The 12,927-nt window shown below is 45.8% G+C and carries 12 protein-coding genes (1 of these 12 only partly in view); 7 read left to right on the top strand and 5 right to left on the bottom strand.

The annotated features are described in order from the left end of the window. Positions 1-79: 79 nt before the first annotated feature. From MY523_RS12195 to astB, 6 genes are all read left to right on the top strand, one after another. Complete coding sequence (locus tag MY523_RS12195) at positions 80-595, top strand: methyl-accepting chemotaxis protein (protein ID WP_256470535.1); 516 nt, start codon at positions 80-82, stop codon at positions 593-595. A 300-nt stretch (positions 596-895) separates the two neighbouring features. Beyond that, positions 896-2,128: an aspartate aminotransferase family protein gene (locus tag MY523_RS12190; protein WP_250654972.1), complete on the top strand. Its 1,233-nt coding sequence runs from the start codon at positions 896-898 to the stop codon at positions 2,126-2,128. A 44-nt stretch (positions 2,129-2,172) separates the two neighbouring features. Beyond that, a complete protein-coding gene (gene aruF, locus MY523_RS12185; RefSeq protein WP_250654971.1) occupies positions 2,173-3,189 on the top strand; it encodes an arginine/ornithine succinyltransferase subunit alpha in 1,017 nt (338 codons plus the stop codon). A 107-nt stretch (positions 3,190-3,296) separates the two neighbouring features. Next, a complete protein-coding gene (astA, locus tag MY523_RS12180) occupies positions 3,297-4,340 on the top strand; it encodes an arginine N-succinyltransferase (RefSeq protein WP_250654970.1) in 1,044 nt (347 codons plus the stop codon). Between the two features lie 5 nt (positions 4,341-4,345). Then, positions 4,346-5,848: a succinylglutamate-semialdehyde dehydrogenase gene (gene astD / locus MY523_RS12175; protein ID WP_250654969.1), complete on the top strand. Its 1,503-nt coding sequence runs from the start codon at positions 4,346-4,348 to the stop codon at positions 5,846-5,848. A gap of 61 nt (positions 5,849-5,909) precedes the next feature. Further along, entirely contained in the window at positions 5,910-7,247 is a 1,338-nt protein-coding gene (astB, locus tag MY523_RS12170; protein ID WP_250654968.1) for an N-succinylarginine dihydrolase, read from the top strand. Between the two features lie 126 nt (positions 7,248-7,373). Here the strand turns inward: astB and astE are convergent, their stop codons facing one another. The 5 genes from astE to MY523_RS12145 all read right to left on the bottom strand — a co-directional run bounded on the left by astE (position 7,374) and on the right by MY523_RS12145 (position 11,681). Beyond that, positions 7,374-8,480 carry a succinylglutamate desuccinylase gene (astE, locus tag MY523_RS12165; RefSeq protein ID WP_250654967.1) on the bottom strand — a complete coding sequence of 369 codons (1,107 nt, stop codon included), beginning with the start codon at positions 8,478-8,480 and terminating at the stop codon, positions 7,374-7,376. 46 nt (positions 8,481-8,526) lie between these two features. Further along, a complete protein-coding gene (locus MY523_RS12160; RefSeq protein WP_250654966.1) occupies positions 8,527-9,249 on the bottom strand; it encodes an ABC transporter permease in 723 nt (240 codons plus the stop codon). 3 nt (positions 9,250-9,252) lie between these two features. Further along, positions 9,253-9,954 carry an ABC transporter permease gene (locus tag MY523_RS12155; protein ID WP_250654965.1) on the bottom strand — a complete coding sequence of 234 codons (702 nt, stop codon included), beginning with the start codon at positions 9,952-9,954 and terminating at the stop codon, positions 9,253-9,255. Positions 9,955-10,063: 109 nt separating this feature from the next. Then, positions 10,064-10,819 carry an ABC transporter substrate-binding protein gene (locus MY523_RS12150; RefSeq protein ID WP_250654964.1) on the bottom strand — a complete coding sequence of 252 codons (756 nt, stop codon included), beginning with the start codon at positions 10,817-10,819 and terminating at the stop codon, positions 10,064-10,066. A gap of 91 nt (positions 10,820-10,910) precedes the next feature. Next, entirely contained in the window at positions 10,911-11,681 is a 771-nt protein-coding gene (locus MY523_RS12145) for an ABC transporter ATP-binding protein (RefSeq protein ID WP_250654963.1), read from the bottom strand. Between the two features lie 644 nt (positions 11,682-12,325). Between MY523_RS12145 and MY523_RS12140 the strand changes: the two genes are divergently transcribed. Continuing rightward, positions 12,326-12,927, top strand: partial view of a substrate-binding periplasmic protein gene (locus MY523_RS12140; protein ID WP_250654962.1) — the 5' portion only. The gene runs 187 nt beyond the window's last position; 602 of the gene's 789 nt are visible here — the first part of the coding sequence; the start codon lies at positions 12,326-12,328; its stop codon lies off the right edge, out of view.

Genomic DNA, 12,927 nt, shown 5'->3' with positions numbered 1-12,927 from the left:
AGTCATTCGACTTTTACGTTTTGGCTGGTGCTGTCGTTACTGGTCACCGTGATCACCGTATTTTTATCACTGAAAAAATATCTCTGCGGTAATCAATGTTATCAAAGGTATTGCAGAGCAAACCAATCTGCTCGCGTTGAATGCGGCAATAGAAGTAGCCAGGGCAGGTGAGCAGGGACGTGGTTTTGCGGTGGTGGCTGATGAAGTAAGAACGCTGGCGCAGCGAACTCAGGAATCTACCGCAGAAATTGAAGCGATGATTCAGCAGTTTCAAAGTGACAGTACCAAGGCATTTGAGCAAATGAATGAGAGCCGTGCAAATGTTGATGGCAGTGTTTTATTGATGAGCGAAGTTGAAAAAACACTACTGAATATTGCTGCCGCCAACACCAGAATATCTGATATGACAACACAGATTGCAGCGGCTACCGAGCAGCAAGTTGCAGTCAGTGAGGATATTGCACAGAAAATGCAATCCATTGGTGACAAAAGCCAGCATGCCGCAACAGGGGGAGAGCAAATTTCTGCCGCGGCTCATGAGCAGGCAATGCTCGCCAGCCAGCTGCAACAGTTAGCATCTGAATTTAAAACCTAATTGTATCTTTAAACCTAACTGTACCTTTAAACCTATTTGCACCTTGAAAACCTAGTTGCACCTGCCTTGTCTTTTGAGCGGCGTACACGTCAGTGGCGGCCGCTCTGTCATTTAGTTGTGTATGGTGAAGCGATCACCACACTTCATTCCTAGCACTTTAGTCTACCCTGTCCTTATTTCGAAACACCGTGTCGCATATCTACAAACCTTCGCCTTAAAGCCAGACTAGAATACTCACTGTTGATTACAAAACGGCTGGAGGTTGGGCGTTTTGTTGGTAATTATTCTAGTGAGGCTGGCATGACAAATCAGAAAACAGTAACCCGCGAAATGTTTGATGACGTAATGGTTCCGAATTACGCACCCGGTAAAGTAATCCCTGTTCGCGGTGAAGGGAGTAAACTGTGGGATCAGAACGGAGAAGAGTATATTGATTTTGCAGGTGGCATTGCTGTTAACGTTCTAGGGCATGCACATCCAGCACTGGTAGGCGCTCTGAAGAGTCAGGGCGAGAAGCTCTGGCATTTAAGCAACGTACTTACAAATGAGCCAGCCATTCGCTTGGCTCAGCATCTAACCGAGCTCACTTTTGCAGATAAAGTCTTTTATGCCAACTCTGGCGCTGAAGCCAATGAAGCTGCCTTGAAGCTCGCTCGACGTTATGCGTGGGAAAAGTTTCCAGCAGAGCAAAATGGCGGCGTTGAGAAGAACGAAATTATAGCGTTTAACAACAGCTTTCATGGCCGAACACTGTTTACCGTTTCTGTTGGCGGCCAAGCAAAATACCGAGAAGGATTTGAGCCCGTTCCCGGCGGTATTAGTCATGTTGATTACAACGACCTGGACGCGTTGGCAGCAACAATATCAGACAAAACCTGTGCCGTTATTATGGAGCCGATTGAAGGCGAAGGCGGCATCGTACCGGCTACTCAGGCATTTATTGAGGGGGTTCGAGCACTGTGTGACAAGCATAATGCGTTACTTATTTTTGATGAAGTCCAAACAGGCGTAGGGCGAACCGGTGCCTTGTATGCTTACATGAACTACGGTGTGACGCCTGATATTTTAACGACCGCTAAAGCGTTGGGTGGCGGTTTTCCTATTGGCGCAATGTTAACCACCACCGAAATCGCGAAGAGTTTAGTGATTGGTACTCACGGCAGCACTTACGGTGGTAACCCTCTAGCCTGTGCGGTGAGTGAAGCCGTCATCAATATTGTTGCAGAGCCTGAAGTACTCTATGGGGTTAAAGCGAAAAACAAATTATTTGTTGATGGGCTGAATGCGATCAATGACAAGTATTCGATCCTGGAAGAGGTTCGTAGCGCAGGGCTATTAATTGGTGCTGCCCTCAACGAAAAGTGGCAAGGCAAGGCTAAAGACTTTTTGAATGCTGCCCAGCTGGAAAAGGTTATGGTTTTGGTCGCAGGGCCCAACGTCATCCGTTTTACCCCCTCTTTGGTGATCACTGATGAGGAAATTAAAGAAGGGTTGGCACGATTTGAACGCGCAGTCGCTAAGGTTGCTGGCTAGTGGGCGTTGCGTAATTTTCCGCAAGAATTGATTGGAGAGGTGATATGTTGATTGTCAGACCCAGTACTTTCTCGGATTTAGCCAGTATTGAAAAGCTGGCTAACCATAACAGTGCAAAGATATCCACGCTTCCGCAGCAGCGAGATAAGCTTAGTGAAAAAATCGACGCATCGACTCGCTCATTTGCGGGCGATGAGTCGATGGACGGCAAAGAGCAGTTCTTGCTGGTTATGGAAAATGCCGAGACCGGGGAAGTGCTGGGCACGGCGGGCATAGACCGCTGTGCTGGCAACGGGCAACCTTTTTATAACTACAGACAAGATGAGTTGATTCACTCTTCTCATCAGCTTCATGTGAATAACCATATTCCCGTTCTGTACATGACCCATGAGCTAACGGGAAAAACACTCTTTTGTTCGCTGACTATTGCCAGCGAATACCGGAACACAGACTATTTTGAGCTGTTATCGCGCTCAAGGTTACTGTTGATCGGGTTATTCAAAGAGCGCTTCAATGAAGACATTATCATTGAAATACAGGGTGTTAGCGATGAAGATGGCGAATATCCTTTTTGGGATAGCCTTGGTCGTCACTTTTTTGATATGGACTTTGCAACGGCGGACTATTACTCCGGTATCAAGAGCAAAACATTTATTGCAGAGCTAATGCCGTCCCACCCGATTTATGTTCCTTTGCTTTCTGATGCCGCACAAGCTGCGGTTGGAACGCCTCACCCTCTAGCAGAGAAAAACTGTCAGTTGCTCCATCGCGAAGGGTTCCGGGTAGGCAAACATATTGATATTTTTGACGGTGGGCCAACGCTGGAAGCCCCCGTGAAGCATTTAAACACAGTGAAAAGCTTGCAGTCCAAAACCGTCAGGATCAGCGAGTCGACTCGAGGAGGTGTCAAGTATCTTATCTGCAACGGAGCCTTCTCAGATTTCAGGTGTGTTGTTGGACAGCTAACGGATGGTATTGGTGATGTTATTCGCATCAACCAGGCGCTTGCTAAAAACCTCAATGTATCTGAAAACGAGCGAATAACATTTGCGCCGCTTTGAGCTGATTGCTTCGGGCAGGTGATGCAGCGGTCAATAGTGGATATATGACGTATGTATAAAATTGAGAGCCAAGCGAAAGCGGCACAAATTGATGGGAGGTGAGTGCAATGATGATCATTCGTCCAATTAATGGAGATGATTTTACGGATCTTTGCCACTTGGCAAAAAATACCGGCTTTGGAGTGACGTCTCTGCCGGATAACCCGGATCTGCTGCAAACCAAAATAGACAAAGCCGAGAAAGCATTTGCCAAAAAAGTTGATGCGCCGCACGCAAAATACATGTTTGTGCTGGAAGATACAGACAGCAAAAAAGTTGTTGGTGTCTGTGGTATTGAGTCTCAGGTCGGGCTTGAAGAGGTTTGGTACAACTATCGAATTAGTACAACGGTGAATGCATCGACAGAATTGGGTGTTCATAACCAGACACCGACATTGTATTTAACGAATGACTTAACAGGCTGCTCAGAAGTCTGTTCGCTGTTTCTTGATGCTGACTATCGAAAAGACAGCAATGGTTTGCTGTTGTCAAAAAGCCGGTTTTTATTTTTAGCTGACTTTCCTGAAATGTTTAGTGACAAAGTTTTTGCTGAGATGCGAGGTTATTCCGATGATCAGGGCCACTCTCCATTTTGGGAAGCGCTGGGCAAGAAATTCTTTACTATGGAATTTTCTCGTGCAGATTATCTAACGGGCGTAGGGGGCAAAGCATTTATTGCAGAGTTAATGCCTAAGCACCCCATTTATCTGCCGTTTTTAAGTAAAGAGGCGCAAGAGGTAGTCGGCAAGGTTCATGAGAATACAGAGCCTGCCCGAGCAATGCTTGAATCAGAAGGTTTTAATTTTAACGGTTTTATCGATATTTTTGATGGTGGCCCTGCGATCGAAGCGTTTGTGAACAATATTCGAGCAGTGAGAGAGAGTTTTAAACGCCATGCTCAAATCGTTAAAAACCCTAAAGAGGCCAGCGGGGTGGACAAGTCGCTTTATCTTGTCTCTAACAGGTCATTCTCAAACTTCCGTGTCGCACTCGTTCCTGGGTCTGCCATAAGACAAGATACCATTGATGTTTCGGTTGAACTCGCAGAGCAGTTGCAAGTTTGCTCCGGGGACGTGCTACGTGCTGTCAGCTTAAGAGAATTGAAGAGGTAACTATTTTGAATAATGAAGTGAATATAGACAATAGCTCAGCATCAGGACAGCTTTATATCAATGGTGAGTGGAAAGAGGGGCAAGGTGCAACCCTTGACTCAATCTGCCCGGTTTCTCAGCAGAAAGTGTGGTCTGGGAGATCCGCTACAGAGAACGATGTTGATAATGCCGTGACTGCTGCGCGAACGGCTTTTGCCAGCTGGAAAAAACGTTCAATTGAAGAGCGAAAAGATATTGTTCGACGTTTTGCTTCGCTATTGGGCGACAACAAAGAGCACCTTGCCCAATGTATTGGCAAAGAAACGGGTAAACCATTGTGGGAGTCTCGAACCGAAGTTGCGGCGATGATCGGCAAAATAGAGATATCGATTAATGCCTATGAGGAGAGAACCGGAACACAAGAGAACGACTCGGCAGCGGGCCATACCGTGTTACGTCACAGGCCCCATGGTGTGGTGGCGGTTTTTGGCCCTTATAATTTCCCCGGTCATCTGCCTAATGGCCATATTGTCCCGGCGTTAATTTCCGGTAATACGGTGATTTTTAAACCGAGCGAGCTGACGCCAATGGTGGCGGAAGAAACGGTTAAATTGTGGGATCAGGCAGGCCTTCCCTCTGGTGTGTTGAACCTGGTTCAAGGGGCTAAGGAGACAGGGCTAGCATTGGCTGCGCATGAGCAGATAGATGGCCTGTTTTTCACCGGTAGCTCTGGCACTGGTCATATTCTGCATAAGCAGTTTGCGGGCCGCCCAGACAAGATATTGGCGCTGGAAATGGGAGGCAATAACCCTCTCATTGTCGATAATCCAGCTAACTTGGACGCAGCTGTACATCACACGATTATGTCTGCATTTGTATCAGCCGGACAGCGCTGTACCTGCGCCAGAAGGTTGTTAGTGCCGGAGGGGGAAGAGGGTGATGCGTTTATTGAACGTTTGGCGGATGTCGCTAGTCGCCTGAAGGTTGATGCTTATGACGCAGAAGATCAGCCGTTTATGGGGGCGCTTATTTCGCTTGATGCCGCCCAAGGGTTACTCGATGCCCAAAAATCGTTACTTGAATCAGGCGCAAAGGCTATTTTGAGCATGCAGCAGATAAAGGCGGATGCCGCGATGCTAACGCCGGGCATTCTGGATGTAACCAATGTCCCAGATTTTCCAGACGAAGAGCACTTTGGTCCATTGCTGAAAGTTATTCGCTATAGCCGTTTTGAGCAGGCTATTGATATTGCGAATCAAACCAGTTTTGGTCTCTCTGCAGGTCTGATCAGTGATGATCGAGCCTTATATGAGCAGTTCATTGATGAAATTCGAGCAGGAATAGTCAACTGGAACAAGCCGATTACCGGCGCCAGCAGTGCAGCGCCATTTGGCGGAATTGGCGCGAGTGGCAACCATCGGCCAAGTGCATACTATGCGGCGGACTATTGTGCCTACCCAATGGCATCGGTCGAAGATGAACACGCTTCATTGCCCGCTCAGTTATCCCCAGGGCTTGATATGTCCTAACAGGACGCTGGTTGTAAACTTAGACCAAAAAACGCAAGAACAGTAAAAAGGTAGGTAATATATGGCAGCACATGAACTCAACTTCGATGGTTTGGTTGGGCCAACTCACAACTATAGTGGATTGTCCTACGGTAATGTCGCCTCTGAAGAAAATGTGATGGCTGTATCAAACCCTAAAGAGGCGGCCAAACAAGGGCTTAAAAAAATGAAAGCCCTTCAGGATATGGGGTTTAAACAAGGCATCTTGGCTCCTCACCATCGGCCGAATACAGACGTCTTGAGGTCGTTGGGGTTTTCCGGTAATGATGAAAAAGTACTGGCCGAGGTAAGTCGGGTTTCACCTGTATTACTGGCGGCGGTGTCTTCCGCATCCTGTATGTGGACAGCTAATGCCGTTACGGTTTCACCGAGTGCCGATACCTTAGACGGAAAAGTTCACTTTACTGCCGCCAACCTGAATGCCAAGTTCCATCGTTCGATTGAGCACGAACTGACGTCTAGCATTATGAAAGCCACTTTTGGTGATGAGCGCTATTTTGCGCATCATGCGGCATTACCTTCGGTCTCTCAATTTGGCGACGAGGGGGCCGCTAATCACACGCGTTTTTGCTCTGATTACGGCAATGAAGGCGTTGAGTTTTTTGTATATGGACGAAGAGCATTTGACGAGGCGGCACCCAAGCCGGACAAGTATCCAGCGCGCCAAACCTTAGAAGCTTCTGAGGCCATTGCAAGGCTTCATCAGCTACCTGAAGACAGAGTTGTTTTCGCGCAGCAAAAACCATCCACCATTGATGCCGGGGTGTTTCACAACGATGTGATTGCTGTTGGGAATGGCAATGTGTTGTTCTACCATGAAGAAGCGTTTTCAGATACTGAACACGTACTTTCGGAATTAGACAGAAAGCTAAAAGGTGCGTCACTAACCCCTGTTAAAGTCTCCAGTGGGGATGTTACCGTTGACGAGGTTGTTCGCTCTTACCTGTTTAATAGCCAGCTATTGTCCAAGCCTGATGGTTCAATGATGTTGATTGTGCCTACCGAGTGTAAAGAGGTGGCCTCTGTTTCATCTTTCCTGGATCAGTTAGTTGCATCCGGTGGGCCAATTAACCAGGTAGAAATGTTTGATCTTAAGCAGAGTATGCAGAATGGTGGAGGGCCTGCCTGCCTGCGCTTACGTGTTGTATTAACTGAAGAAGAACAGGCTGCGGTGAACCCTCATGTGATGATGTCTGACCAGTTGTTTGAAACACTGAATCAATGGGTAGATAAGCACTACCGGGATCGATTAACAGCAGATGATCTTGCAGATATCGCGTTGTTGAGAGAGTCAGAAGCGGCCCTGGACGAGTTAACTCAAATTCTCCAGTTAGGTTCCATCTATCCATTTCAGAAATAGCAGCAGATGTTGATAGAGGGGGCAGGTTGGCTGCACCCCTCTGTCAAAGCATCACGAAGACTTGCCAAGTCATCATCGTTGCTTAATAGCACAGAATGGCGCTAGTCTGGTACTGGTGTGCCGCGTCTAATGAAGCACCGGGGTAGAGGGTTGGCCTGGCGTCTGCCCCATATCAACCAGCCTAAGCATTATTCCTGCACGTTGGCCGACGCCGACTTTGCTATTGGGAAACACGATATACTCAACCTGATCCTTCACTCGATAGCTCTGTTCTTTATCCTGCCAAATTAAACTGCCTTTTGGATACTCTCTGAAATTGCTGACATCTTCAGGGATAAACAACTGAAAATCTTTACCTGTGTTTATGATCTCATGAGTTGCGATAAAACACTGAACCCGGTGCTCAGGTCTTCTTGGCTGAGGCCAGCTTCCTTGCAACCGAAGTCGCAGGTTCTCAGTGATAGCTCGATATTTATAATCTATATTGTGGCCAAAAGGTCTCACCTTGCCGAGTTCTACGGTAAAGCTTTCAGCATCGTAGTTTTCAGCAGTATGGGAAGAAAAAGTGGTTGCTGGCGTTGTTTGAAACAAAAATGCTTCTATATCACTAAAAGCTAGAAACTGAAGTTGTACCGGGTTCGTTTCGCGGCCTGCGACATAAGGATAAATCGCAAATCTTTCAAAGACCGAATCACGGATAGCGGTATGAAGGTCGTAGTGATTAACAGGGTATTCGTCTTGTGAGTGTTTACCACCTTGGTTAACAAACAAGTCTACATATTGCTCAATGAGTGCGGCTCTTTTTCCTTCAATTGAATTGCAATATGATTCAGATTTATGGAGCCCACAGAACAGCCGGTTGAGATTGTGTTCGATAAACCGTTTACCTTCGACCATTGCCTGAGGGTTACCCAATATAAACAGTGTCGGAACTTTAATTGGGTACTGATCCTCAAGCACTTCGTTAATCAGGGTATTACAAAATTCGATTGGTGCTGTTTCGTTGCCGTGGATACCAGCAGATAAAATTAGTTTTGTTGGTTTAATACTGTTGTTATTTGTCGCAGGAATGAACTCCAGAATGCCGAGCGCGTGTAAAATGGCTTTAGAACCATCCTTCAACAGGGTTGTACGTGGCTCGACTTCCTGCCTGGCGTTTTCCAGTGTATGGCTGAGAAAGTCAGTGCTATGGCCAAAAAGTGCTTTTTTTGCGCTCTTTTCTATGTCTGTCATGATCGCTCTTTTCTATGTCTGCCATGACCGCTCTTTTCTATGTCTGTCATGACAGTGGCTTTAAGTGTGCTAACAGTTTACTTTCAAGATGGCGAAAACCGAATATTAATGCAAATGTGATGCATAAGTAGATGGCCGCAACAAATAAAAACGCATCAAAAGGCGCATAATAACGAGAATAAATATCTCGTGCGGCACCCGTGAGATCGACAATTGTGACAACGCTGGCAATTGCACTGGCGTGTAGCATAAATATCACTTCATTGGCGTACGCAGGTAAAGCGCGGCGAAATGCACTGGGCAGTATTACTCGCCGCATACTTACTGTCCAGGACATACCATAGGCTTTAGCTGCTTCAATCTCTCCCTTGGGAGTATTCTCGATTGCGCCCCGGATAATCTCGGTTGTATAGGCTGCGGTGTTTAGCACAAAGGCGATTAGGCAAGGGTAAAATGCTTCACTTAGCACATTATCCCAAAGCCAGGTGCCCTTGATGCTGTCAATTTGAGAGGTGCCGTAGTAAATAAGAAAGAGTTGGACGATAAGTGGTGTGCCACGAAAGATGTAAACATAAAGCCAGATAGGTTTGCTGATCCAAGGGTTGCTGGATGTTCGCAGTATGCCTAACGGTAGTGCAAGAATTGCCCCCAGTACCAGGGCAAAGAATACCAATTGAACAGTGATAACGAAACCACCCCAGTAATGAGCCAGCGTGGTCGGATTAAATATTTCGTTCTGAGCCAGTAAGTGATTTAGTTGTTCAAGCATGGTCTATCCTTTCACTACGCCAGCGCTGTATTTTTGTTCGAGCTTTTTCAGCCCCCACTCAGAAAAGGCGGTCATCAGTAAGAAGCCAAGTATAACCGGGAGCAGAAAGCGAAATGGTTCGTGTGTCGCTTTCGCCGCCTCTGAGGCAAGGCGTACCATGTCAGAGAGGCCTATAACTGAAACCAGGGCTGTTGTTTTCAGCAAAACCAACCAGTTATTACCAATACCCGGAAGAGCATGTCTCATCATCTGCGGAAACATAATACGGCTGAATATCTGCCAGGGAGTCATCCCATAGGCTTTTCCCGCTTCAATTTGCCCAAGTTCGACGGACTGAAATGCGCCTCGGAAGGTTTCCGCCATATAAGCGCCAAATATAAACCCAATAGTAATGACGCCTGCGGTGAATTCGTTTACGTTTATCCATATGTCCGAGTCAAATGTGTCGTTTATCCAGTCGGAAACGTTGTTCATCAACATTTGCCCGCCGAAAAATATCAGCATCATTAACACAAGGTCGGGAACTCCACGAATAAGCGTTGTATATACGGTCGCGATACCTTTGAATACAGGGTTTGGAGATAGCTTGGCCATCGCCCCCAAAAGGCCAAGAATGATAGCCAATAGCAAGGAAAGTATTGCTACCTCAACGGTTAGAACGGCTCCTTTTAATATGGATGGGCCGTATCCATGAAGATCAAGCATAGTCATACACCGCTAAGGTTAAAGATTTTTGGGGCAACAAAATAATGCCCCCTCAATAATCCAGCCAGAGCTAGAGTGGTGTATTAGCTCTGGCTTTGATTGTGTAAATTTAGATCTTGATATTGTAGGTAAAGTACTTCTTCATAATCTTGTCATATGTGCCATCTTCTTTAAGCTTCTTCAGCGCTTTGTTGAACTTGTTTGCCAGTTCTTTATCGCGCTTGCGAAACGCTACGCCGATACCGTCCCCAACTGGAATGGTGTCACCAACTGTTTCATAGTCGCTATTGGTAAGGATTGTTTTCTCTCCCACTGGGTAGTCAAGAAATACCACGTCTAGGCGTCCGCCAGTGAGGTCAAGAACCAGGTCATCTGCGGTAGTGTATCTTTTTACTTCGACCACATCGCCGAGGTTATCGGTAACATAGTTATCTTGAAGAGTGCCACGCTGAACGCCTACTTTTTTGCCTTTCATGGCATTTTTGTCTGAGGTATTCAGGTTAGCGCCTTTTTTAGCGAACCAGCCAGATGGTGTATTGTAATAACCCTCTGAAAAGAGAACTTTTTTAGCGCGCTCTTCGGTGATGGACATTGATGACATTATTGCATCATACTTGCGGGCCAATAGACCTGGAATAATTCCGTCCCATGCTTGTGGAATCCACTCGCATTTTGCGCCAATTTCAGCACATACTGCGTTCCCTAAATCTATTTCAAAGCCTGTGAGGGTACCGTCTGCAGCCTTAAATTCAAATGGTTCGTAAGGTATGTCGACCGCGATACGAACTTCTTTCCAGTCCTTTGCGTGAAGTGACCCAGCGGCTAAAGCCAGCATACAAGAGACAGCGATGATCAGTTTTTTCATTATTAACCCCTTTTATCGATTGTTTTATCAGTGTTGCTTTATTACTTCTTTTTCCTATTAATCAGTCTGTTAGCGTTTAATCTGGATAACGTTAATATTTGGGAGCAAGAAACTGCTGCATCCGTTCAGAATCTGGATTATCAAACACCTTTGATGGCGTGCCTTGTTCCTCGATTAGACCTTGGTGGAGAAACAAAACTTGGGATGAAACATCTTTTGCAAAAGCCATTTCATGAGTCACTACGATCATTGTGCGGCCTTCTTCCGCCAGGCTTCGCATTACTTTCAAGACTTCTCCGACCAGCTCGGGGTCAAGGGCTGAGGTTGGCTCATCAAACAGTAATACCTCAGGTTCCATAGCTAGCGCTCTGGCTATTGCGGCTCTTTGCTGCTGGCCCCCTGACATTTGGGCAGGGTAGTAGTCCCGTCTTTCGTAGATGCCAACTTTATTAAGTAAGGATGCGGCTTTCTCTATCGCTTCTTTCTTGGGTATTCCCAGTACATTGACGGGGGCTTCGATGATATTTTCCAGTACCGTCATGTGAGACCATAGGTTGAAACCTTGGAACACCATTGATAGACGCGCTCTCATTTTCTCGACCTGCCTCGGGTCAGCAGGCACTCGAATACCCTTTTTGTCTGTTTTGAACTTTAACTGTTCGCCGTGGACAATTATTTCTCCCGATGTAGGTGTTTCAAGTAAGTTAATGCATCTCAAGAAAGTGCTTTTTCCAGATCCTGATGAGCCTATAAGCGATATTACATCGCCTTTTTGAGTTTCAAGCGATATGCCTTTTAACACCTCAAGTGTGCCAAAGGTTTTGTGAACATCATTAACTATAAGGGGAGCGATTTCTCCCATAAATTTCTCCTGAACTATCAGGTTTATTTATCTGCAAAAAGTATGTTATTTGTAGCGATTATTTTATTTGATGGCAATGTTCAAATTGCCTGTATACAGCGTATTAATTGCTTTATATCTTCTAAATAAGGATAGACAATAAATCTGGTTTGTACTTATTTATTGTATTTAGAGGTATTGCTAACAATTAACAGGGGAAGAGTATCTACTCGTCGTGTACTTCCGCGAGCACTAACTTGGCGGTAATTGATTTATGTGAGCGCGGAGAAATAGCGCCAGACTGCTTAGTTAAGAATAGTGTAACGGCATGCAAAAAACAGGAATGGTAATTGGCAAATGCTTTCGTCAGTATACTTATCATAAAAGTGGGACTTATAGTTCCGACTGTCCATGTTCTTTTGTATTAGTTAGTACGGGCAATCCTGGCACTCAGCACTTATCATTATTTTAGTGCGCCTATTCTTTCATGAGATAAATTAGAAAATCAACAGTCTGGAAAGAATAAAACGATATATAAATGATATTAGTTAATGCTAGCGAGCGCTCTCAGGCTTGGAAGTGGCCTGTTAATTTATTGCCTCTGAACTAGTATTATGAATAGGGTCTCCAAATTTTATGGGCTGTATAACGATATGATTTGCTTGTTGTCTCAGCGCTTAGTTGCGAATGTGTTAAGCGTCGTACTACTGCTCTTTAGTTTTTCCGTACCGTCAATGGCGGGTGGTGTGATCAGGGTGTGTCTTGATGAAAGCGAGTGGTACCCATTTACATTTGTTAAGTATGGCGCCGCCAGCGGTATACATATAGATATCATTAAGCATGCATCAGGTCGAATAGGTATGCCTTTGGTATTTGTTGCTATGCCCTGGAAGCGTTGTCTCAGAGAAGCCAGCCAGGGCCGGGTTGATGCTGTTGCTACCGCATCTTATAACGATGATCGAGCTGCTTTTCTCAAATATCCTGATGATGCTTCGCTGGCTGGAAAGTCTCCGCACAGGGTGATGCAGGTAGAGTATGTAATTGTCACGATGAGCAATGACAGTTTCGAATTTGATAATAATATTGAAGATATCCCTCGTCCAGTAAGAGCTCCCAGGGGGTACTCAGTCGTTGCAGACCTCAATAAGCTTGGGATTCCTGTTGATGATAATGCGGCCAGTGATGAAATTAATATTAGAAAGCTGCTACGCGAAGGAAGGGGGACGGTTGTGGTTATTCCAGAAATGGCTGAAAAGCTCAATCAGAA

It is taken from the genome of Alkalimarinus coralli (assembly GCF_023650515.1).
Lineage (GTDB): Bacteria > Pseudomonadota > Gammaproteobacteria > Pseudomonadales > Oleiphilaceae > Alkalimarinus > Alkalimarinus coralli.
This window is presented reverse-complemented; position numbering and strand designations above follow the sequence as displayed.

Coding starts and splice junctions, on each gene's coding strand:
- astE (WP_250654967.1), bottom strand. CDS start 8,480: ATGACAGACATAGAAAAGAGCGCAAAAAAAGCACTTTTTGGCCATAGC.
- astA (WP_250654970.1), top strand. CDS start 3,297: ATGATGATCATTCGTCCAATTAATGGAGATGATTTTACGGATCTTTGC.
- MY523_RS12145 (WP_250654963.1), bottom strand. CDS start 11,681: ATGGGAGAAATCGCTCCCCTTATAGTTAATGATGTTCACAAAACCTTT.
- MY523_RS12160 (WP_250654966.1), bottom strand. CDS start 9,249: ATGCTTGAACAACTAAATCACTTACTGGCTCAGAACGAAATATTTAAT.
- aruF (WP_250654971.1), top strand. CDS start 2,173: ATGTTGATTGTCAGACCCAGTACTTTCTCGGATTTAGCCAGTATTGAA.
- MY523_RS12150 (WP_250654964.1), bottom strand. CDS start 10,819: ATGAAAAAACTGATCATCGCTGTCTCTTGTATGCTGGCTTTAGCCGCT.
- astB (WP_250654968.1), top strand. CDS start 5,910: ATGGCAGCACATGAACTCAACTTCGATGGTTTGGTTGGGCCAACTCAC.
- MY523_RS12190 (WP_250654972.1), top strand. CDS start 896: ATGACAAATCAGAAAACAGTAACCCGCGAAATGTTTGATGACGTAATG.
- MY523_RS12155 (WP_250654965.1), bottom strand. CDS start 9,954: ATGCTTGATCTTCATGGATACGGCCCATCCATATTAAAAGGAGCCGTT.